Annotated in this window: 23 protein-coding genes; all 23 read right to left on the bottom strand. The window is 68.9% G+C overall.

From position 1 onward, the window contains the following. Positions 1 to 57 precede the first annotated feature (57 nt). Complete coding sequence (gene queC / locus KAH28_RS17135) at positions 58 to 768, bottom strand: 7-cyano-7-deazaguanine synthase QueC (protein WP_290578766.1); 711 nt, start codon at positions 766 to 768, stop codon at positions 58 to 60. A gap of 3 nt (positions 769 to 771) precedes the next feature. Beyond that, the gene (queE, locus tag KAH28_RS17130; protein ID WP_290578764.1) at positions 772 to 1,464 is read right to left on the bottom strand and encodes a 7-carboxy-7-deazaguanine synthase QueE; all 693 of its coding nucleotides are present in this window, start codon (positions 1,462 to 1,464) and stop codon (positions 772 to 774) included. Between the two features lie 14 nt (positions 1,465 to 1,478). After that, positions 1,479 to 2,312: a tol-pal system protein YbgF gene (ybgF, locus tag KAH28_RS17125; protein ID WP_290578776.1), complete on the bottom strand. Its 834-nt coding sequence runs from the start codon at positions 2,310 to 2,312 to the stop codon at positions 1,479 to 1,481. Then, a complete protein-coding gene (gene pal, locus KAH28_RS17120; protein WP_290578762.1) occupies positions 2,312 to 2,857 on the bottom strand; it encodes a peptidoglycan-associated lipoprotein Pal in 546 nt (181 codons plus the stop codon). Before pal ends, ybgF begins: the two co-directional genes overlap by 1 nt. Before the next feature lie 37 nt (positions 2,858 to 2,894). Further along, on the bottom strand, positions 2,895 to 4,205 hold the full coding sequence (gene tolB / locus KAH28_RS17115; protein ID WP_290578760.1) for a Tol-Pal system beta propeller repeat protein TolB: 1,311 nt from the start codon (positions 4,203 to 4,205) through the stop codon (positions 2,895 to 2,897). 15 nt (positions 4,206 to 4,220) lie between these two features. Continuing rightward, positions 4,221 to 5,207 (bottom strand): cell envelope integrity protein TolA, encoded by a 987-nt coding sequence (tolA, locus tag KAH28_RS17110; protein WP_290578758.1) that lies wholly within the window; start codon positions 5,205 to 5,207, stop codon positions 4,221 to 4,223. Then, on the bottom strand, positions 5,207 to 5,650 hold the full coding sequence (locus KAH28_RS17105) for an ExbD/TolR family protein (protein WP_290578756.1): 444 nt from the start codon (positions 5,648 to 5,650) through the stop codon (positions 5,207 to 5,209). Before KAH28_RS17105 ends, tolA begins: the two co-directional genes overlap by 1 nt. Continuing rightward, positions 5,647 to 6,330: a protein TolQ gene (gene tolQ, locus KAH28_RS17100; protein ID WP_290578754.1), complete on the bottom strand. Its 684-nt coding sequence runs from the start codon at positions 6,328 to 6,330 to the stop codon at positions 5,647 to 5,649. The genes KAH28_RS17105 and tolQ overlap by 4 nt, the downstream gene beginning before the upstream one ends. Then, positions 6,327 to 6,755 (bottom strand): tol-pal system-associated acyl-CoA thioesterase, encoded by a 429-nt coding sequence (gene ybgC / locus KAH28_RS17095; protein ID WP_290578752.1) that lies wholly within the window; start codon positions 6,753 to 6,755, stop codon positions 6,327 to 6,329. Before ybgC ends, tolQ begins: the two co-directional genes overlap by 4 nt. Then, the gene (gene ruvB, locus KAH28_RS17090) at positions 6,752 to 7,786 is read right to left on the bottom strand and encodes a Holliday junction branch migration DNA helicase RuvB (protein WP_290578750.1); all 1,035 of its coding nucleotides are present in this window, start codon (positions 7,784 to 7,786) and stop codon (positions 6,752 to 6,754) included. Before ruvB ends, ybgC begins: the two co-directional genes overlap by 4 nt. Next, positions 7,783 to 8,379, bottom strand: a complete 597-nt coding sequence (gene ruvA / locus KAH28_RS17085) for a Holliday junction branch migration protein RuvA (protein ID WP_290578748.1) — start codon at positions 8,377 to 8,379, stop codon at positions 7,783 to 7,785. The genes ruvB and ruvA overlap by 4 nt, the downstream gene beginning before the upstream one ends. Next, complete coding sequence (gene ruvC, locus KAH28_RS17080; protein WP_290578746.1) at positions 8,376 to 8,891, bottom strand: crossover junction endodeoxyribonuclease RuvC; 516 nt, start codon at positions 8,889 to 8,891, stop codon at positions 8,376 to 8,378. Before ruvC ends, ruvA begins: the two co-directional genes overlap by 4 nt. A 17-nt stretch (positions 8,892 to 8,908) precedes the next feature. Continuing rightward, positions 8,909 to 9,661, bottom strand: a complete 753-nt coding sequence (locus KAH28_RS17075) for a YebC/PmpR family DNA-binding transcriptional regulator (protein WP_290578744.1) — start codon at positions 9,659 to 9,661, stop codon at positions 8,909 to 8,911. A 24-nt stretch (positions 9,662 to 9,685) separates the two neighbouring features. Continuing rightward, on the bottom strand, positions 9,686 to 10,261 hold the full coding sequence (locus KAH28_RS17070) for a YfaZ family outer membrane protein (protein ID WP_290578742.1): 576 nt from the start codon (positions 10,259 to 10,261) through the stop codon (positions 9,686 to 9,688). 35 nt (positions 10,262 to 10,296) lie between these two features. Further along, positions 10,297 to 11,745 (bottom strand): dihydrolipoyl dehydrogenase, encoded by a 1,449-nt coding sequence (gene lpdA / locus KAH28_RS17065; protein WP_290578740.1) that lies wholly within the window; start codon positions 11,743 to 11,745, stop codon positions 10,297 to 10,299. A gap of 112 nt (positions 11,746 to 11,857) precedes the next feature. After that, positions 11,858 to 12,946, bottom strand: a complete 1,089-nt coding sequence (locus tag KAH28_RS17060; protein ID WP_290578738.1) for a porin — start codon at positions 12,944 to 12,946, stop codon at positions 11,858 to 11,860. A gap of 104 nt (positions 12,947 to 13,050) precedes the next feature. Next, positions 13,051 to 14,301, bottom strand: coding sequence for a 2-oxoglutarate dehydrogenase complex dihydrolipoyllysine-residue succinyltransferase (gene odhB / locus KAH28_RS17055; RefSeq protein ID WP_290578736.1), 1,251 nt, complete (start codon positions 14,299 to 14,301; stop codon positions 13,051 to 13,053). A 48-nt stretch (positions 14,302 to 14,349) separates the two neighbouring features. Further along, entirely contained in the window at positions 14,350 to 17,217 is a 2,868-nt protein-coding gene (locus tag KAH28_RS17050) for a 2-oxoglutarate dehydrogenase E1 component (RefSeq protein ID WP_290578734.1), read from the bottom strand. Between the two features lie 43 nt (positions 17,218 to 17,260). Continuing rightward, positions 17,261 to 18,175, bottom strand: coding sequence for a UTP--glucose-1-phosphate uridylyltransferase GalU (gene galU, locus KAH28_RS17045; protein WP_290578732.1), 915 nt, complete (start codon positions 18,173 to 18,175; stop codon positions 17,261 to 17,263). Between the two features lie 76 nt (positions 18,176 to 18,251). Next, positions 18,252 to 19,310, bottom strand: a complete 1,059-nt coding sequence (locus KAH28_RS17040; protein ID WP_290578730.1) for a hypothetical protein — start codon at positions 19,308 to 19,310, stop codon at positions 18,252 to 18,254. Then, a complete protein-coding gene (locus KAH28_RS17035; RefSeq protein WP_290578728.1) occupies positions 19,307 to 19,741 on the bottom strand; it encodes a cytochrome c-type biogenesis protein in 435 nt (144 codons plus the stop codon). Before KAH28_RS17035 ends, KAH28_RS17040 begins: the two co-directional genes overlap by 4 nt. Next, positions 19,738 to 20,262 carry a DsbE family thiol:disulfide interchange protein gene (locus tag KAH28_RS17030; protein ID WP_290578726.1) on the bottom strand — a complete coding sequence of 175 codons (525 nt, stop codon included), beginning with the start codon at positions 20,260 to 20,262 and terminating at the stop codon, positions 19,738 to 19,740. Before KAH28_RS17030 ends, KAH28_RS17035 begins: the two co-directional genes overlap by 4 nt. Next, positions 20,259 to 21,524, bottom strand: a 1,266-nt coding sequence (locus KAH28_RS17025) for a cytochrome c-type biogenesis CcmF C-terminal domain-containing protein (RefSeq protein WP_290578724.1), incomplete at its 5' end; no start/stop codon positions are given. The genes KAH28_RS17025 and KAH28_RS17030, both read right to left, overlap by 4 nt.

Below are 21,524 nucleotides of genomic sequence, written 5' to 3'. Positions count from 1 at the left end.
CTCCCTGTGTGTCAGGCCATTATGCCGCCCGAGTATCCTGCAGGAAGCGTGCCGACTTCACCCGCCTTCCGAACGGTAGCGGGTCGGATCCGCAACCCCGGCCGTCGCGAAGCCCTCGCGACGCAGTCGGCAGGCGTCGCAGCGCCCGCAGGCGCGGCCATCGTCGTCGGCCTGATAGCACGATACCGTCAGGCTGTAGTCGACCCCCAGCGCGCTGCCCCTGCGGATGATCTCCGCCTTGCTGGCATCGATCAGCGGCGCGCGCACGTCGACCGGACGCCCTTCCACGGCCTGCCGCGTGGCGCAGGCCGCGAGCTGCCGGAATGCCTCGATGAAGGCAGGACGGCAGTCGGGATAACCGGAATAGTCGACGGCGTTCACGCCGATGTAGATGGCGCGCGCATCGAGCACTTCCGCCCAGCCCAGCGCGATGCTGAGAAACAGCGTGTTGCGCGCCGGCACGTAGGTGACCGGGATGCCGTCACCCGGCGTCTCTGGTACGGCGATGCCGGCATCGGTGAGCGCCGAGCCGCCGAAGGCGCCGATCGCCGATACGTCGATCTCGCGATGCTCGACCGCACCCATGGCGTCGGCGATGCGCTGTGCCGCGCGCAGCTCGGCGGCGTGCCGTTGGCCGTAGCCGATGGCCAGCGTGTGGCACGCCAGCCCCTCGGCGCGCGCGATGGCCAGTACCGTCGACGAGTCGAGCCCGCCCGACAGCAGCACCACGGCGCGATCCGGCGAATCCGCGATGTCCGGAGTCGACATGCGCTAGCGGCCCGGCACGTCACCCCACAGCAGCTTGTGGAGCTGGACCTGGAAACGCACCGGCGGCGCGTCGGCCACCACCCAGTCCGCCAGCGTGCCCGGGTCGAGCGCCGGCACCGCCGGCGAGAGCAGCACTTCCGCGCGGGTGTGCGGGAGCCGCTCGCCGATGATGCGCAGCGCCCAGTCGTAGTCCTCGCGGGAGGCGATCACGAACTTGATCTGATCGCGCTCGGTCAGGTCATCCAGCGCGTCCCAGAGCTGGCGATCGGCCTCGCCGGAATCCGGCGTCTTGATGTCGACCACCCGCATGACGCGCGCATCCAGGCCGCGATGATCGATGGCGCCGCTGGTCTCGATGCTCACGATATAGCCGGCGTCGCAGAGCGCGCGCAGCAGCTCGGGACACCCCTTCTGCGCCAGCGGCTCGCCGCCGGTGACGCAGACGTGCCGCACGCGCTGGGCCGCGACGCGTGCCAGCACGTCCGCGAGCGCGGTCCGCTCGCCGCCGTGGAAGGCGTAGGCGGTGTCGCAGTAGTGGCAGCGCAGCGGGCACCCGGTCAGGCGCACGAAGCAGGTGGGCAGTCCGGTATGGCGGCCCTCGCCCTGCAGCGAGCGGAATATCTCGGTGATGCGCAGCGAAACGCCCGCGCGCGTCGGCGCGGGCGTTTCGACTATCGCATCATGCGCGGTCGGCAACCCGGTCAACGCGGTTACTGGCGCTCCAGACGCTGCCTGGCGAGATTCGCGGCGCTGGAGTCGCCGTGCTCCTCGACGATGGTCCGGAACATCCCGGCCGCCTCCTGCGGCTTGCCCAGTTCCTCCAGCGCGAAACCCGCCTTCAACAGGGCATCGGGCCGGCGCTTCGAGCGCGGATGCTCCTCGAGCAGCGTGCGGAACTTGGTGAGCGCCTTCTGATAGTCGCGCTGCACGTAGTACGACTCGCCCGCCCAGTACAGCGCGGTGTCGGCATACCGACCGTTCGGCCAGTTCTTGACCACGTTCTCGAAGCCGAGGATGGCGTCGGCGTACTCGCCCTGCTTGAGCAGGTCGAAGGCCGCCAGATAGGCCTTCTCCTCGTCCGGATCGCGTTGCGGCGGTGGCTGGTCGCCGCCGCCGTCCGCACCGAGGCCGGGGGCCACCACCGAATTGCCGCCGGTGTCGACGCTGTCCTCGCTGCTGCGGTAACCGCCGCCGCGCTCGAGATTGCTGACGCGCCGCTCGAGATCCTGAAGCTGCCGCTGACTGCGCTGCTCCATGCGGTCGAGCTGGTAGCGGAGCTCCTCGACCTTCCCGCGCATCGTGCGCATCTCATCGGCCAGCGCCGTCGAGCCCTGCGACAGCTGCGCCTGACTCATGTTGTCGACCCGGCGGGCGGTCTGGTCGAGCTGCGCCTCGATATCGCGCAGGCGCCGCTCCTCGGGGCTGATCTCGCCTTCGCCGTTGATGGGACCACCGAAACCGGCGCACCCGGAAACCAGCACGGCGACCAGAGTCGCCGTGCCGGTACGAATCAGCCAGTGGCCGGGGAGAATCGCTCGCTGCATCACGGATAGACGATTTCGACGCGGCGGTTCTCGGTCCACGCGCTCTCGTTGGAGCCGAGCTGCGCCGGGCGCTCCTCGCCGTAGCTGACGACGCTGATCTGGTCGCCGCCCACGCCCTGGGCACGCAGCACGCGTGCGACCGACTGCGAACGCCGCTCGCCGAGACCGATGTTGTACTCGCGCGTGCCGCGCTCATCGGTATGGCCCTCGAGACGGACGCTGACATCCGGGTTCGCGGTCAGGAAGCTGGCGTGGCGCTTGACCAGGCTCATGCCCTCGGGCTTGAGGTCGGAGCTGTCGAAGGCGAAGTAGACCGTGTTGTCGGAGCGAAGGTCCGCCTGTTCCTTGCGCATGCGCTCCTCTGCCGACATCGGCAGGGGCTCGGCCGTGCCGCGGTCGCCGGCGCCGACGCCGCTGGTCTGGCTGGTGCTGCCGCTTTCGTTGACGTCCGGCGATCGCGCGCTGGTGTCCCGCTTGCCGGTGGAGCTGCAGCCGGCGAGCGTCGCAACGAGAAGGGCGGACAGCAGAATGTGACCTGTCTTCATGATGGTTTCCTAGAGTGAAGGGAAGAAAAACCGTGGATCAGCGGGGATCCAGAAATGGGGACCAGGCCGGTTCCCGCACGTTGCCCGCCTGGCGGAGATTCTGCCGTACGCGTGCGTCAACTGTCACCGTGGCGAGCTCTGCGCCGCCGGCGCCGCGCGTGGCATAGATGACCATCTGACCGTTGGGCGCGAACGATGGGCTCTCGTCCAGTCGGCCATCGGTCAGCCGGATGATGCTTTCGCGCTGCAGATCGTAGAGCGCGATCTGATAGCCGCTCCCGCCCTGGTGGACCAGGACCAGCGACTTTCCGTCCGGTGCATAGCTCGCACGCAGGTTCTGCTTGCCCTCGAACGTGACGCGCTGGGGGCTGCCGCTGCCGTCGGCGGCCATCCGGTAGATCTGGGGCGAGCCGCCGCGATCCGAGGTGAACACCAGCTGCTTGCCGTCCGGTGACCAGTCGGCCTCGGTGTCGATGCCCCAGTGCGTGGTCAGGCGATTCTTCTTGCCGCTATCCAGATCGATCACGTAGACATCCGGATTGTCCTCGTAGGACAGCGTCACCGCCATGCGGCTGCCGTCGGGCGACCAGGCCGGCGAGCCGTTGATGCCGGGCTCGGAGACGATGCTGCGCGAATCGCCGTTGGCGACGTTCACGACGCGCACCGCCGAGCGACCCTCGCGGTAGATGACGTAGGCGATCTCGCGTGCGTCCGGCGACCACGCCGGCGACATGATCGGCTCGCTGGAGCTTACCAGCGTGCGCGGGTTGTAGCCGTCAGCGTCCGACACCACCAGCTGGAAGCGCTGGTTGTCGGCGCTGCCGCGCGAGGTGACATACGCGATGCGCGTGTTGAAGACGCCCTCGTAACCGGTGATGCCCTCGAACACCAGGTCCGAGATATCGTGCGCGGTATAGCGCAGCTGCTCGGGGCGCGACGGTGCCGGCATGTCGTAGGCGAGCATGCGCTCGCCCTTGAAGACGTCGATCAGATGGAAGCGCGTGACATTGTTCGCGCGCAGCTCGCCGACCACCAGGTACTCGACGCCGAGCGTGCGCCAGTTGCGCAGCCGCACCGACTCCGGGTCCGCGGGCTGCTCCAGCATGTCCGCGCGCGGCAGCGGTTCGAACAGACCGCTGCGTTCGAGGTTGTTGTCGATGATGCGCGCCACGTCCACCGGCGCACCATCGTTGCCGGCGAACGGCACCACGGCGACCGGAATCGCGCGCTCGGTGCCGCCGCGCACGGTGATCTCCAACTCGGCGCTGGCCTGGCCGGCGACGCCAACCAGCACCGCCGCAACACACCAGCGGGTGATTCGCGCGACCTGACCCTGCAAAAGATTCATGCGAACGCGTCCTATCTATCGGGGTTGGAAATGGATGGTGATGCTTTCCGGCGGCACTTCGGAACCCGGCAATGGCAAGGGCGACGCTGCGTCCACAGCGCGTTCGGCAGAGCGATCAAACAACGGGTTACCTGAACTCTCGATGACCCGCACCGATGCCACTGTGCCGTCCGGCAGCAACCGGAGCCGCAGCGTGACCACGAGATCCCGGTCACTGGCCAGCTCCGGGGGGCGCCGCCAGTAGCGTTCGATGTGCGCCGGCAGCCCGGCACCCCACGACTGCAGTGTACGCTGGCGCTCCTCGGCCCGCAGCTGTTCCTGCAGGGCGCGGCGGCGTGCCTCTTCCTCCGCCTTGCGGCGCGCTTCCGCCTCGGCCTTGCGCCGTGCTTCTTCCTCGGCCTTGCGGCGGGCCTCCTCTTCGGCCTTGCGACGCGCTTCCTCTTCCGCCTTGCGGCGCGCCTCTTCCTCGGCCTTGCGGCGGGCTTCCTCCTCCGCCTTGCGCTGCGCCTCGGCCTCTGCCTTGCGGCGGGCTTCCTCCTGCTGGCGCCTGCGTTCGGCCTCGGCTTCGGCTTCCGCCTGCCGGCGCGCTTCCGCTTCCGCTTCCGCTTCCGCCTGCCGGCGCGCTTCCGCTTCCGCTTCCGCTTCCGCCTGGCGCTGGCGCTCGGCCTCGCGGCGCCGCTCTTCCTCGGCTTCCTGCCGGCGGCGCTGGGCCTCGGCCTCGGCGCGCCGCCGGGCCTCGGCCTCGGCTTCCGCGCGGCGGCGCGCTTCCGCCTCGGCCTGTCGCTTGGCCTCGGCCTCGGCTTCGGCCTGGCGCTGCGCTTCCTCCGCTGCCTGCTGCTCCTCGGCGGCCCTTACCTGATCGAGCGTCGGGTCCAGCATGACCGCCTCGATCACCGGCGGCTGCACCATCTTCCGGGGTGAGAAGGAAGCCGCCAGCACTGCCAGCACGCCGACCAGGACGTGCAGCAGGATTGCCGCGACGAGATACCGCCGATCAGGCATCAGCGTTCGGAGTCCGGGTCGGTCACGAAGCCGATGCGCTTGGCATTGGCCTGCTGCAGCAGCACCCCGCCGCGCGCCACCGCCTGGTACGGCACGTTGGCATCGGCGCGCACCAGGATCATGCGCTCGGGCTGGTTGCGCAGGACGGCGCCGACCATGTCGACGATCTCGTCCGGGCCGACCGGCTGATCCTGGTTCTCACCGATATCCAGGAAGTACTCGCCGCTCGCGTTCACGTAGAGGGTGACGGGCTCGGTGTCCTCGCTGGACAGGTTCTCGCCGCCCACGTCGGGCAGATTGACCTCGACGCCCGGCGTCATGAGCGGTGCGGTCACCATGAAGATGATGAGCAGCACGAGCATGACGTCGATGTACGGCACGACGTTCATCTCGTGCGCCAGCTTGCGCCGCCCGCTGGGGGCGGGAATCGGTGCCGCGCTCATCGTTCGGCCCCGTGCCGCAGGCCGCGTTCGAGAATGCCGGCGAACTCGTCGGCGAAGGTGCGGTAGCGGGCATCGAGCTGACCGATGCGGCTGGTGAAGAGGTTGTAGGCCACGACCGCCGGAATGGCCGCGAACAGGCCCATGGCGGTGGCGATCAGCGCCTCGGCGATGCCCGGCGCGACCATGGCCACGGTGGCCTGCTGGACCTGTCCGATGGCGATGAAGGCATTCATGATGCCCCAGACCGTGCCGAACAGGCCGACGTACGGGCTCACCGAACCGATCGTGGCCAGCATGGCGAGGCCCGATTCGAGCCGCTCGTTCTCGCGTGCATGGCTGACCCGCAGGGCGCGGTGGGTGGCGTTGACGACGTCCTCGGGCTCGGCATCGGGGGTGTCCCGCGCCCGCATGAAGGCTTCGTAGCCGTGCTGGAAGAGCGCCGCCAGGCCGGTCGCATCCTTGTCCCGCGTCACCTTCTCGTGCAGCTCGGATAGCTTGCCGCCCGACCAGAAGCGGTCCTCGAAGCGATCCGAAGCCTTGGTGCTGCGGGCGATCTGGCTGCGCTTCGCCAGTATCAGCGCCCACGACACCACGGACGCCGCCAGCAGGATCAACATCACGATCTGGACCAGCAGGCTGGCCTGACCGACGAGGCTGGCGATGGACATGTTCTCGCTCATGCGCGGGGATTCCTTTGCGGGACAATGGTGGAAGGCAGAGCCGCCGGCCGGAAGCTGGCCGCATCGACGCAGGCGACGCGCACGCTGGCCTCGGCCAGCGGCTGCGCGTCGTGCAGCACGGTCTGCACGAAATCGATGCTCGCGCGCCGGAAGCGTGCCGCGCGCGTGCGCACCTCGAGGTCATCGTCGAGGCGCGCGGGGGCGCGGAAGCGCACTTCCAGCTGGCTGATCGTAAAGGCCACGCCTTGATCCTTCATGAATGCGGTGTGGTCGCCACCGCAGGCCCGGAGCCATTCGGTGCGGCCGCGCTCCATCCAGCGCAGATAGCTTGCGTGGTAGGCGACGGCGCTCGCATCCGTGTCCTCATAGTAGACCCGGACCCGCAGCACCGCCTCCGCGAAGGGATCGCCTGCAACCTGGATCATGCGTCGAACAGCCCTCCGCTGGCTGGTGTCTCCGGCGGCTCCAGCCCGATGTGGCGCCAGGCCGGGCCGCCGGCAACGCGGCCGCGGGGGGTGCGCAGCAGGTAGCCCTGCTGGACCAGGAACGGCTCGATGACGTCTTCCAGCGTGTCGCGGGACTCGCCGATGGCGGCGGCGAGCGCGTCGATGCCTGCGGGGCCGCCCTGGTAGCGGTCGATCAGGGTCTGCAGCAGGCGGCGGTCGAGCACGTCGAGCCCGCTGGCGTCCACGTCCAGCATGTCGAGCGCGGCAGCCGCGGTCTCGGCGTCGATGCGCCCGCCTGCGCGCACCTGCGCGTAGTCGCGCACGCGGCGCAGCAGCCGGTTGGCGATGCGCGGCGTGCCGCGGGCGCGCCTGGCGATCTGCTGCGCACCCTCGGCGGTGGTTTCGACGTCGAGGATACCGGCGGCACGCGTGACGATGCCGGTGAGCTCGTCCACCGAGTAGAACTCGAGCCGCTGCACGATGCCGAAGCGGTCGCGCAGCGGGCTGGTCAGGCTGCCGGCACGCGTGGTCGCGCCGACCAGCGTGAAGGCCGGCAGATCCAGGCGGATGGATCGGGCCGCGGGCCCCTCGCCGATCATGATGTCGAGCTGGCAGTCCTCCATCGCCGGATAGAGCACTTCCTCGACCATCGGGCTGAGGCGGTGGATCTCGTCGACGAAGAGGATGTCGTTGGCCTCCAGATTGGTCAGCAGCGCCGCCAGATCGCCCGGGCGCTCCAGCACCGGGCCGGAGGTCTGGCGCAGCTGCACGCCCATCTCCTCGGCCAGGATGTGCGCCAGCGTGGTCTTGCCGAGTCCGGGCGGACCGAAGATCAGCACGTGATCCAGCGCCTCGCTGCGCCGGCGCGCGGCCTCGACGAACAGCGACATCTGCTCGCGCACCGCCGGCTGACCGACGTAGTCGGCGAAGCGGCGCGGCCGGATGCGCGCATCGATGCGGCGTTCCTCGTCCCCGGCCTGCGGCCCCACCAGACGTTCCGGATCGTTCATCGCACCGCCCGCTTGAGCGCCGCGCGCAGCAGCGCATCGGCATTCATCCCGGCTTCCCAGGCGCCGTCGATCAGCTTGTCGGCCTCGGCCGGCCGGTAGCCCAATGCCAGCAGTGCAGCGCGCGCCTCGTCGCGCGGCTCCTGCCCGGGTGTGGATGATGCGCCCTGCGGCCCGCCGACCGGCTGGCCCTCGGCCTCGGCGCGATCACGCATCTCGACCAGCAGGCGCTCCGCGGTCTTGCGCCCGACCCCGGGCAGCTTGACCAGCACGCCGGTATCGTCGTCGCGCACCGCACGCCAGAACTCGTCGGCGCCCAGGCCGGACAGGATGGTGAGCGCAAGCTTGGGGCCGACGCCGCTGGCGCGGATCAGGTTGCGGAACAGCCGGCGTTCGGCCTCGGTCGCGAAGCCGAACAGGAGCTGCGCGTCCTCGCGCACCACCATGTGGGTGTGCAGCGTTACCGTCTCGCCGCATTCGGGCAGCTGGAAGATGGTCGACAACGGCGCCTCGACCTCGTAGCCGACGCCGTGCACGTCGACCAGCAGCCACGGCGGCTGCTTGCCGGCGAGCGTGCCGATCAGCCGCCCGATCATCGCCGCGACCAGCGGGCGCCCGCCGGCAGCCCCGTCCGACGTGCCAGCGGCGCGCTGTGTCCGTGACAGATCGCCACCGCGAGGGCGTCGGTGCAGTCGAGCGCCTGATCCTGAAGATCCATGCCGAGAAGTATGCCGACCATGTGCCGAACCTGCTCCTTGCGCGCCCGCCCGGTACCGACCACCGCCTGCTTGATCTGCGATGCGCTGTACTCGCTCACCGCAATGCCGGCGCTGCCCGCACAGGCCAGCGCGACACCGCGCGCCTGCCCCAGCATGAGGGCGCTGTTGACGTTCCGACCCACGAAAACCCGCTCCACCGCCATCACCGCGGGGGCATGCGCGGCGATCAGCGCACGCAACTCGTCCTGGATGACGCCGAGCCGCTCGGCCATGTCGCGATCGGGCGCGCGCAGCACGCCGGCCGCAACGCTGCGCGGCTTGCCCCGCTCCATGTCGATGACCCCGTAACCGGTCACCCGGGTGCCGGGATCGATCCCCAGGATGCGCACGCCCCCGGCGCCCCGGCTCAGGCCGTGCCGAGGGCGTCGGCGGAAAAGCTGGCGTTGCTATAGACGTTCTGGACGTCGTCGAGGTCGTCGAGCCGCTCCAGCAGTCGCAGCACGGGCTCGGCGTCGTCGCCGCCCAGCTCGATGGTGGTCGCGGGACGCTCGGTGACATCGGCCTCGGTGATCGGGAAGCCGCGGTCGCGCAGGGCATCGCGGACGGCCTGGAAGTGATCGGGCGTGGTCAGCACCTCGACGCCGCTGCCGTCCTCGTCCTCGGCGAGGTCGTCGGCACCCGCGTCGAGCGCCGCCTCCATGACCGCTTCCAGCGTGGTGTCGCCGTCGAAGTCGATGCGGATGACGCCCTGGCGCGTGAAGAGATAGCCCACCGAGCCGTCCTCACCCAGGTTGCCGCCATGCTTGGAGAAGGCGTGGCGTACATCCGCGACCGTGCGCGTGCGATTGTCGGTCATGCAGTCCACCATGATCGCGACGCCACCCGGGCCGTAGCCCTCGTAGCGGAGCTCCTCGACGTTCTCGCCGCCGAGCTCGCCGCTGCCGCGCTTGATGGCCCGGTCGATGTTGTCCTTCGGCATCGACACCGCGAGCGCCTTGTCCACGGCCAGCCGCAGACGCGGGTTGCCTTCCAGGTCACCGCCGCCGAGCCGCGCGGCAACGGTGATCTCGCGGACCAGCTTGGTGAACACCGCGCCGCGCTTCTTGTCCTGCGCGTTCTTGCGGTGCTGGATGTTGGACCACTTGGAATGTCCTGCCATGGCCTTGCTACCCGGAGATGACGCTCAGAACTGGAGACGAAGACCGATCACGGGGCTGCTGTCGCGCAGATCGCTGCCGGGCGCATCGTCGACATCGACGCGCACCTGGCGATAGCCGAGGTAGACCGAGGCGTTGCGGATGATCTCGTAGTCCAGCGAGACCGCGGCATCGATGTAGCCGTCGAAGTCGCCGAAGGCCAGCACGCCGGGCGCGAAGAAGGCGTGCCCGACCAGTCCGAAGCGATTGTAGGCGGGCAGCCGGATATCGAAGCGCCCGCCCGCGGCGACCGCGCCGCCGGAAGCGCCGCGCAGGTCGATGCCGGCTGCGCGCAGCCCTACGCCGACCTGCACGTTGGCGCTGCGCGCGCCGGCATCGCCGCTCACCAGCAGCGAGCCGTGCACCACGTTGAGGCGGTCGTCGCGCTCATCGCTGTAGAGGTACCCGAGGTCGTACCGGGCGGTTCGCGTCTGCCCGAACGACAGCGGTCCGGACAGCTCGGCGCGCACCGCCTCGCTGCCGACGTTGACGTCCAGTGTTTCCGCGCCTGCCAGCGGTGCGACCAGTGCCAGCACCGCCGTGACTGCGAGTTTCCTGATCAATGCCCTGCTCCTGCTCGAATGCGTGGAGGAAAAACCTACTTGCCCGGCTTCTTCTTGTTGACCGCGTGAATGGCCAGACCATCCACTGACAACACGGCCTCGTGCAGGGTTTCGGAAAGCGTCGGATGGCTGTGCATGGTGAGCGCCACGTCCTCGGTGGTGGCACCGTACTCCAGCGCCAGCACCGCTTCGGCGAGCAGCTCCGAGACGTAGGGTCCGTCCATGTGCACGCCGAGGATGCGGTCGGTCTTGGCATCGGAGATGACGCGGATCACGCCGCCCGTCATCTCCAGCGCCTTGGCGCGCCCGTTGGCAGCGAACGGCGCCTGACCGACCTTGACCTCGTAGCCGGCTTCCGTGGCCTGGGCCTCGGACATGCCCACCCAGGCGATCTCGGGACTGGTGTAGATGACGCTGGGCACGGCGTTGTAGTTGACCGCGACACCCTTGTGCCCGGCGAGGCGCTCGGCGAGCACGACGCCCTCCTCGATACCCTTGTGCGCCAGCATGGCGCCGCCGATGACGTCACCGACGGCGTAGACGCCTTCCAGGTTGGTGCGGTATTCGTCGTCGACGACCACGAAGCCCCGGTCGTCCAGCTTGAGGCCGGCATCCTCGACGCCCAGTCCGTCGGTGTTGGGGCGACGCCCCACCGCGACGATGAGCTTGTCGACGTCGAGCGTTTCGGCCTTGTCGCCCTGCTCGTAGCTCACCGAGACCTTGGTCTTCATCACCTTGGCGCCGGTGACCTTGGCGCCGAGCTTGATGTCCATGCCCTGCTTGCCGAAGTGGCGCAGGGCGTCCTTCGATACGGCCTTGTCGACCATCGGCAGGAAGTCCGGCATGGCCTCGAGGACGGTGACCTCGGCGCCCAGCCGGCTCCACACGCTGCCCAGCTCGACGCCGATGACGCCGGCACCGATGACGCCGAGCTTCTTCGGCACCGTGTCGAATTCCAGCGCACCCCAGGAGTCGACCACGCGGTCGCCGTCGAAGGGCGCGATCTTCTTGAGCTCGATCGGCGAGGATCCGGTCGCCACCACGATGTGCTTGGCGCTGATCTCGCGCGCATCGCCTTCCAGCGGCTGATAGTGCACCTTGCCCTTCCCGGCGAGGCTGCCGGTGCCGGGTAGGCCTTCCACGCCGTTGGCCTTGAAGAGCTGACGGATGCCGCCGGTGAGCTGGCCGGAGATGTCCTGCTTGCGCTTCTGCATGGCGGCCAGATCGACGCTCGTCTTGCCGACCTTGATGCCGTGCGTCTCGAACTCGTGCTGCGCGCGGTGATAGAGCTCGCTGGACTCCAGGAGCGCCTTGGACGGGATGCACCCGGCATTCAGGCAGGTGCCACCGAAGGCGTGTCCGCCGTCGTGGTTCAGCCAGTTGTCGATGCAGGCGACGGAGAGCCCCAGCTGGGCGGCGCGGATGGCGCAGGGGTAGCCACCCGGCCCGCCACCGATGACCACCACATCGTACGAATCGCTCATGTCGCCCAACCTCCGGAATTCGGTTTGAATCGCGGCCCGCATTATAGGCCGACCAAAGAAAAAGGCCGGTCGAAACCGGCCTTCTTCATCGCATCGACGGTGATTCGGCGTGCTATCGCAGGATCATGTCGAAGCTGTACCCGGCGCCGACGGCAACGGCCAGCGTGCTGTCGCTCGCCGGATTGTCGTCGTAGTCGATGTAGCGCACGGCCGAGTAGGCGTTGAGGCCCGGCAGCAGCTCGTAGAACAGGCCGATGCTCGCGCCCAGGCCGTCGATGGCGGGGGCGTCGTCGGCGAAGTCCAGGTAGCTGACGGCGCCGGCCAGGTTCAGGCGCGGATCGAGCGGCACGGTGGCGGTGATGGTCGAGTAGTGGCGCGCGCTGGACTCGGCATCGACGTCGACGAATTCGTAGTTGGCGCCGAGCGAGATGGCACCCAGATCGTAGACACCCGAAGCGCGGATGCTGGAGCTCTCGCCGGGCGACCCGCCCACGGAAGCGTCATTGTTGAACGGCACGCCGGAGATCGCGTCGTTGCTGATCTCGAGGTACTGAACGCTGACCTCGAATGGCTGGTCGCGGACCAGCTCACTGGCGTAGCTCACGCCCAGGCCGTAGTCGTGATCGTTGGTCTCGCCGCGATCGACGTAGACGTTGCCGTTGAACTGCAGACCGCCGTAGTTCGCCGAGGTCAGCTCGACCACCCGGTCGGAGAAGCCGTTGCTCAGGTTGGAGAGGCCGTAGTTGGCGCCCTGCCCGCCGTAGGTTCCGGCGTTGCCGCTGAAGCCGGCGATCGAGGTGTCGTAGAACGGGTCGACCCGCTTGCCGGCGCGCGCATAGGCGGCACGGAAGCGGCCCGCGGTCACGCGACCGTAGGGCGTGTCGATGCCGGCGTAGAACTCGCGCACGAAGTCCTGGCCGAGGCTGTCGCTCGAATTCGGCGTGAAGTCCGAATCCGGGTTGTACATGTCCATGCCGCGCTCGTAGCGCACGAAGCCGGTGATGCCGCTTTCGGAGGCGGCGGCACGCAGACCGATGCGCGACGCGTTGTTGTGCAGGTTGGTGTTGTCGCCGGCGTCATCGTCGTAGTAGCTGCCGGAGAACCCGACGTGACCGTCGAGCTCCACGGAGGTTTCGAGCGCAAGCGCCGGCATCGCGAGTGCGCTCAGCGCGCAGCCCGCGAGCAGTGTGTGTTTCCCCAAGATCCTTCTCCCGATCTGTGTGTGTTGTGACGCGGTGCCCGAGGGCACCGCGCACGCATCATAGCGGGAGAAGGGGACGGTCGGCTTGTGGCGATCTACAGCGACTAGATGCGCAGCAGCAGGCGGCCCGGGTCCTCGAGGCACTCCTTGATCGTGCGCAGGAAGAGCACGGCATCGCGACCGTCGATGATGCGGTGATCGTAGGTCAGCGCCAGGTACATCATCGGCCGGATGCGGATCTCGCCGTCGACCACCACCGGGCGCTCGTTGATCCCGTGCATGCCGAGGATGGCGCTCTGCGGCGGGTTCAGGATCGGCGTCGACAGCATGGAGCCGAAGACCCCGCCGTTGGTGATCGAGAAGGTACCTCCGGTGAGGTCCTCCATGGTCAGCTTGTTGTCCTTGGCACGCTGGCCGAACTCGCCGATCGAGTTCTCGATCTCCGCGAAGTCGAGCTGATCGGCATCGCGCAGGATCGGCACCACCAGACCGCGCGGGGCCGACACGGCGATGCCGATGTCGTAGTAGGCGTGATAGACGATGTCGTTGCCGTCGATCGAGGCGTTGACCACCGGATAGCGCTTGAGCGCCTCGATGGCGGCCTTCACGAAGAAGCTCATGTAGCCGAGCTTGATGCCGTGCTCCTTCTCGAAGGCATCCTTGTGGCGCTTGCGCAGCTCGCCGACCGCGTGCAGGTCCACCTCGTTGAAGGTGGTGAGCATGGCGGCGGCGCTCTGCGCCTCGACCAGACGCTCGGCGATGCGCGCGCGGATGCGGGTCATCGGCACGCGCTGTTCCTCGCGCGCGCCGGCGGCAGCGGGCGGGGCCGCCGGCGCGGGAGCGGGAGCCGGTGCCGGGCCCGGTGCCGGCTCGCTCTTGCGGTTGGCGATATGCGCCTCGACGTCGGCCTTGGTCAGACGTCCGCCCTTGCCGCTCGCTGCAATGGCGGACGCGTCGAGATCGTGCTCGGCGAGCAGCTTGCGGACCGCCGGGCTCTGCGGCTGGTCGCCATCGGCGGATGCCGGCTCCGGGGCGGGTTCGGGCGACGGCTCCGGGGCGGGCTCGGATGCGGGCGCCGGCTCGGGCGCGGGGGCCGGCGCAGGTGCGGAAGCTGACGCGCCCTCGCCGATCAGGGCGATGACGTCGTCGGCCGAGACCGAGGCGCCCTCGGCGTGCTTGACTTCCTCCAGCACGCCGTCGGCCGGGGCCGGCACTTCGAGCATGACCTTGTCGGTTTCCAGCTCGACGATGGTCTCGTCGCGCTTGACCGCGTCACCGGCCTTCTTGTGCCAGGTGGCGACGGTGGCCTCGGACACCGACTCGGGCAATGCGGGGACCTTGACTTCGATGCTCATGATCTCGACTCGTTACGGAAGTGGGGTGTGATTCGGGACGATGGCGACTCAACCGCCGATCAGCGATGAGCCGCCGCGCAGGCCGGCCTCGACGACGGCCGCCTGCTCGCGCTGATGGACCTGCGGGAAGCCGGACGCCGTGGTGGCGAGGCCGGGCCGCGTGGCGTAGACCAGGTTGTGCTGCTTCTTGAGCGGAACCTGCAGGCGATGCTTGATCTGGTACCAGGCGCCCTGGTTCTCGGGCTCCTCCTGACACCAGACGATGGTCCGGGCGTTCGGGTAGCGCGCGACCGTGGCCGCGTAGTCGTCCTTCGGGAAGGGATAGAGCTGCTCGATGCGCACGATGGCGACATCCCTCAGCTCGTCCTCGTCGCGCTTCTGTACCAGGTCGTAGTAGACCTTGCCGCTGCAGAAGACCACGCGCTCGACCTTCTCCGGATCGATCTCCCCGGGCTCGTCGATGATCGGCAGGAAACCCTGGTCGCTGAGCGCCGAGAGCTCGGAGACGGAAAGCTTGTGCCGCAGCAGGCTCTTCGGCGTCATGACGATGACCGGTAGGCGCAGCGACCGCTTCATCTGGCGCCGGATCATGTGGAAGAACTGGGCGGGCGTCGACGGCACGCAGACCTGCATGTTGTCGCCCGCGCAGAGCTGGAGGTAGCGCTCCAGACGCGCCGAGCTGTGCTCGGGCCCCTGCCCCTCGTAGCCGTGCGGCAGGAACATCGCGAGCCCGCAGAGGCGGCCCCACTTCGCATAGCCGGAGGCGATGAACTGGTCGATGAGTACCTGTCCGCCATTGGCGAAATCGCCGAACTGCGCTTCCCAGATCACCAGCGTCTCGGGGTCGGTGGTGCTGTAGCCGTACTCGAAGCCGAGCACCCCCTCCTCGGAGAGCAGCGTATCGCTGACCAGGAAGGCATGGCGCTGCTTGGTGATGTGCTCGAGCGGCGTGTGGCGCTCGCCGGTGTTGGCGTCGTAGAGCGCGGCGTGGCGGTGGAAGAAGGTTCCGCGACGCGAATCCTGCCCGGAGAGGCGCACCGAGAACCCTTCGGACACCAGCGTCGCGTACGCCATGGTCTCCGCGAACCCCCAGTCCATCGACATCTCGCCGGCCGCCATCCTGGCGCGGTCCTGCCACACGCGGGCAACCCGCGGGTTGAGCTCGAAGCCTTCGGGCAGCTTCTCCAGCTGCGACCAGAGCGTGCGCACCGTGTCCAGCGACACGCGCGTCTCGGCCGGCGAGTCCCACTCGCCCTGCCCGTACTTCGACCAGTTGATGGTGTACTTGTTACCCACCATCCCCAGCGAGGTGCGCGCGACGTTCTCGCCCTTGTCCAGACCGTCCCGATAGGCCTTCTGGAACGCCTCGACGTCATCGGCACCGACGGTGCCCTCGTCCTGCAGGCGCTTGGCGTAGACCTGCATGGGGGTCGGGTGCTCCTTGATGGCGCGGTACATCTGCGGCGACGTGACCGATGGCTCGTCGGCCTCGTTGTGGCCGAGCCGCCGATAGCAGCACAGATCGATGATGACGTCCTTGTGGAAGCGGTTCCGGTAGTCGACCGCCAGTCGCGTGACGAAGACCACGGCCTCCGGGTCGTCACCGTTGACGTGGAACACGGGGGCGTCGAGCATCTTCGCGATGTCGGTGGCATAGCGCGAGGTGCGCGCCTCGGTGCCGGGCTGCGCCGAGATCGGGTTCGGGGTGGTGAAGCCGAGCTGGTTGTTGACGATGATGTGAACCGTGCCGCCGGTGGCGTAGCCCTGCGCCTGCGACAGCTGCAGGGTCTCCATGACCACGCCCTGGCCGGCGAAGGCCGCGTCGCCGTGGATGAGCACGGGCACGATCTGATCGCCGCGATCGTCGTCGCGGCGCGTCTGCCGCGCGCGGACCGAGCCCTCGACCACCGGGTTGACGATCTCGAGATGCGAGGGATTGAAGGCCAGCACGAGATGCAGCCGGCGCCCCGCGATCTCGACGTCGGTCGAGAAGCCCATGTGGTACTTGACGTCGCCGGCGCGCTTGAGGTCCTCGTCGCGGAACTTGCCCTCGAACTCGGCGAACAGCTCGGCGGGCGACTTGCCGAGGACGTTGATGAGCACGTTGAGGCGCCCGCGGTGTGCCATGCCGATGACCAGTTCCTCGACACCGAATTCGCTGCACGCGCGCATCATCTCGTCGAGCGCCGGGATCAGGGCGTCGCCGCCTTCGAGCGAGAACCGCTTCTGGCCGACGTACTTGTTGTGGAGGTAGCGCTCCAGGCCCTCGGCCGCAACCAGCTGCTGGAAGACTTCCTTCTTGCGCTCGACGGTGAGCTTGGGCGCGAAGGCGTCGCTCTCCAGGCGCTGCTGGATCCAGCGCTTCTCGGCGGTCTCGGTGAGATACATGTACTCCGCGCCGATGGTCTCGGTGTACACCGAGCGCAGGATGCGCAGGATGTCGCGCAGCGAGAGGCGATCATCCACGGCCAGCGAGCCGGTGGAGAACACCGTGTCCATGTCGCCGTCGGAGAGGCCGTGGAAGCCCGGGTCGAGGTCCGGCACCTGCGTCACCGCGGTCAGGCCCAGCGGATCCAGGTTGGCCACCTGGTGGCCGCGGACGCGGTGGTAGTTGATCAGGCGCAGGACAGCCTCCTGCTTCTCGGCGGCCTGGAGCTCCAGGCCGCACACCGCCGGCCCGGCAGCACCGTTGCCGCCGCGGCGCTCGCGCGCGATGCGCTCGAATCGCGCCACCACCGGGCTGTGGGGCACCTCGCTGACGATCTGCCCGCCCTGCACGCCCCGGAAGAAGGCGCGCCACTGCTCGTCCACCGATTCCGGATTCTCGAGGTACTGCTCGTAATAGGACTCCAGCCATGCCGCGTTGGCGCCGTGGATGGAGGTCGTCTGCCGGAAGTTCTCGTACTTGCTGGTCATTGCCTTCGCGTTCGCGGAGTTGAGCTGCCCGGCCGGTCGTGCGTCAACCGGTCGCGCGTTGTTCCTTCTTGCCTTCCTCGAAGTGTTCCTCGACCGCGAGCTGGTGCAGATAGTCGCGGAAGGACTCGCCGACCTCGGGGTGCTTGAGGGCGTACTCGACGTTGGCCTGCAGATAACCGAGCTTCGAGCCGCAGTCGTAGCGCTTGCCGTCGAACTCGTAGGCGAGGACGGTCTGCTCCTGCATCATCTGGCTGATGGCGTCGGTGAGCTGGATCTCGCCGCCCGCGCCCTGCGGCGTGCGCTGCAGGATCTTGAAGATGCGCGGCGTGAGGATGTAGCGGCCGACCACGGCAAGGTCGGACGGCGCCTCCTCCGGCTTCGGCTTCTCGACGATGCCCTTGATCTCGCCGAGTCCCGGCCCGACCGGCTTGACGTCCACGACGCCGTAGCTGCCGATCTCCTCGTGCGGCACGCGCTCGCAGGCCAGCACGCTGGTGCCGTACTCCTGGTACACGCGGTGCATCTGCGCCAGACAGGGACGCAGCTTGCCGTCGATGAGGTCGTCGGCCAGGATCACGAAGAAGTCCTCGTCACCCACCGCCGGCCATGCACAGAGCACGGCGTGGCCGAGCCCCAGCGCTTCCGCCTGGCGGATGAAGATGCAGGTGATGCCCGGCGGCAGGATCTCCTGGACGGTCTCGAGGAGCTTCTCCTTCCCGCGGTGCTCGAGCTCGGTCTCGAGCTCGTAGGCTTTGTCGAAGTGATCCATGATGGAATTCTTCGAGCGTCCGGTGATGAAGACCAGTTCCTCGGCCCCGGCGCTGATCGCCTCGGAGACCGCGTACTGAATCAGCGGCTTGTCCACCACCGGCAGCATTTCCTTCGCGCTCGCCTTGGTGGCGGGAAGGAATCGGGTGCCGAGACCGGCGACGGGAAAGACCGCTTTGCGGATACGCATGGCGCTGAGTTCCTGTTCCAGTGGCGATGGCCGGAAGTGTAACGCGCCCGCGTTCCCGGGATACGGCGGTACTACCTCACTTCCCGGGCTCGGCGTCGCGCGACCCGAGCGTCAGCGAGACCGCAGCATTCTCGCCGGGCGCGACGCGCACGCTTGCCTCGGGGCCGTCGCGGCCGGCCAGTGCATCGCCCGACGCCGACCAGCGGGCGCCTATCAGCAATTGGTCGTAGGTGCGCAGATCCGGCCCCGGGCGCAGCCGGTCGGCATCGGTGATGTGCGCGGCCACCGGGAAACGGGGCGCATCGATGCGCTTGGCGGCCAGCGGCATGGGCGGGCCGTCGGCCTCGCGCACGAACAGAAAGAGCGTGCCCGTGTCGGGCAGCGAAACCCCGTCGGCAAGCGTGACCGTCACCGCGATCCCGCCCTGTTCCGCAGCGGCGGCGCTGTCGGCACCGGTTCCGGCCGGCGCGCCATCACCGAGCGATGCCTCGATCTGGGCAACACGCCGGCGAACGCCCTCACGGGCCTCACCCTGCAGCAGATCCGAGTCCAGCACGATGCGGAGATGCGGCAGCGCGTCCGCTTCGTCGCCCCGGCCGATGGCCAGAGCCGCCGCGAAGAAGTTGGCGGCCGGGTGCTCGGGCGCGGTTGCCAGCGCCTGTTCGATACGCTGCCGAGCCGCGAAACGGGAGCGCGGATCGGCGTTGCGATCGCCGAGGCGTGCTTCGGCCTCGGCGACCAGCAGGTCCGGATCGGCCTCGTCGCTGAGCGCGTTGGCGCGGGCGTAGGCGGCGATGGCGCCGGCGGTGTCGCCGGCCGCACCGCGCGCCCGTCCGAGCAGGAAGTAGCCCTGGGGCTCGGCGTCATCCCCGCTGTCCGCGAGGCGCGACTCGAGATCATCGGCAAAGCCCGCCATCGCCGCGGCGGGATCGCGCTCGTACAGTGCCAGACGTTCAGCGGTCCCGATGTTGCTGCCGGCCAGATACATGCCCGCCCCCGCAACGGTGCAGATCCCGCCCACCACCAGCGCCGCGATCGTGCGCCGTCCGCCGGCGCTCCCGCGAAGATGGGCCAGCGTGATGGCGAGCACCAGCGCGCCGAGCCCGAGGCCGGCCAGCAGGGCGGTTGCGGTCATCGCTCGGATCCGTCCGTTTCGTCGATTTCGTCCGCGTCCTCGGGACGCGCCCTGCGCAGCCGGGTGCGCAGCAGCAGCGCGGCGACAAGGAGCAGGATGACGGGACTGAACCAGAGCAGCCCGGTGGTCGCGTTGACCGGCGGCTTGTACAGCACGAAGTCGCCGTAGCGCTCGCGCATATAGGCGCGGATGTCGTCATCGGTCCGCCCGGCGGCGATCTGCTGGCGCACCTGGCGCTTGAGGTCCTGGGCGAGCGGCGCGTTGGATTCGGCAATGCTCTGGTTCTGGCACACGAGGCAGCGCAGCTCGGTGGCGAGCGCCTTGGCGCGCTGTTCCTGCTCCGCGGTCAGCTCGGGCGCCTGCGCGCCGGCTACCGTCGCGCCCAGCATCAGCGCCGCGCCCCACAGCAGTCGGATCAGTTGCACGCTCACGATCCGGCTCCGTTCAGCCTGGGCAACAGCTCCTCGCGCTCGAACTCGGCATCGACCACGCCCACCTGCTTGTAGACGATGTTGCCCGCCCCGTCGACGATGTAGGTTTCGGGCACGCCGTAGACGCCCCAGTTGATGGAGTGGGTGCCGGCGGGGTCGCGCAGGATCACCGTGAACGGGTCGCCGTGCCGCGCAAGCCAGCGCTGCGCGGCTTCCGGCGCGTCCTTGTAGTTGACGCCCACGATGGGCACGCCGTCGCGCGCCAGCGCCATCAGGCGGGGATGCTCGGCCAGGCAGGGCTGGCACCAGCTCGCCCAGAAGTTGACCAGGTGGATGCCCTCGCGCACCTCGGCGAGCCGGTCGGCGACCTCGGCCCCGTCCGGCTCCGGCAGTGCCGGCGTCGGCTTGCCGATGAGCGGCGACGGCAGACTGTCGTCGCGATCCTGCATGCCGACATACAGCAGCACGACCAGACCGCCCAGCAGGATCAGCGGTGCGCTGACGACCAGGATGCGCCTCATGCGCCCACACTCCCGGCGGCCGCTGCCGCGCCGGGCCGGGTGGCCTCGTCGCCCGCGCGGCGGCGATAGCGGCGGTCGGCCGCGGCGACGAAGCCGCCGAGCATCATCAATGCCGCACCACCCCAGACCAGGCGCATCATCGGCTTGACCTGCACCCGCATGGACCAGGCGCCGCCGGCCATGGGCTCGCCCATGGAGACATAGATGTCGCGCAGCGGCGTGTAGGTCACCGACGACTGCGTCATGACGTCACCGCGCACCGGATAGTGCCGCTTCTCCGGATACAGATCGGCGATGTGCCGACCCTCGCTGGACACGACGACGTGTCCGCGCTGCGCCCGGTAGTTCGGCCCGGTCGCGGGCGCGGCGCCCTCGAAGCGGAAGTCGTAGCCACCGGCGCTGGCGGTCTCGCCGGGCGCCAGCCGGATGTCCTGCTCGATATCGAAGGTGGAGACGGCCGTCACCGCCACCACGAACACTCCGAGTCCGATGTGGGCCAGGCTCATGCCCCACAGCGAGGTCGGAATGCTGCCGACACCCCGCCCGCCGCGCGCACGCAGCCACAGATCGCGCAGCGACGCCACGATTGCCCAGAGCCCGAGCACGATGCCCGCCAGCGCCATGGCACTGCCCGCATCGTAGAGGCCCAGCCAGAGTGCGAGCGCGGCAACCACGGCGATGGCCGCCGGCAGCGCCATCGACCGCAGCGCCACGTCGGCCCGGGCGCGCTTCCAGCCCACCACGCCCGCGAACCCTACCAGCAGGACCAGCGGCAGGCCGAGCGGCACGAACAGTGCCTCGAAGTACGGCGGCCCCACCGAGATGCTGCCCATGCCCAGGCTGTCGATCAGCAGCGGATAGAGCGTGCCGATGAAGACCACGGCCGCGAGCACGGTCAGGAACACGTTGTTGAGCAGCAGAAGGCTCTCGCGCGATATCACCGCCACGCGTGCCTCCGCCACCAGCTGGCTGGCGCGCCAGGTGTACAGCGCCAGCGCCCCGCCCACGATCACCGCGAGGAAGCCGAGTATGTAGAGCCCGCGGGCCGGATCGCTGGCAAAGGCGTGCACCGACACGAGGACGCCGGAGCGCACCAGGAATGTCCCCAGCAGCGACAGGCCGAAGGCGATGATGGCCAGCAGCACGGTCCACGACTTGAGCACCCCGCGCTTGTCGGTGACGGCCAGCGAGTGGATCAGCGCGGTACCGATCAGCCAGGGCATGAAGGAGGCGTTCTCGACCGGATCCCAGAACCACCAGCC

The sequence above is a fragment of the Algiphilus sp. genome, from assembly GCF_023145115.1.
Classification (GTDB): Bacteria; Pseudomonadota; Gammaproteobacteria; order Nevskiales; family Nevskiaceae; genus Algiphilus.
The sequence above is the reverse complement of the archived record's forward strand: the minus strand, read 5'-3'. Positions and strand labels throughout refer to the sequence as shown.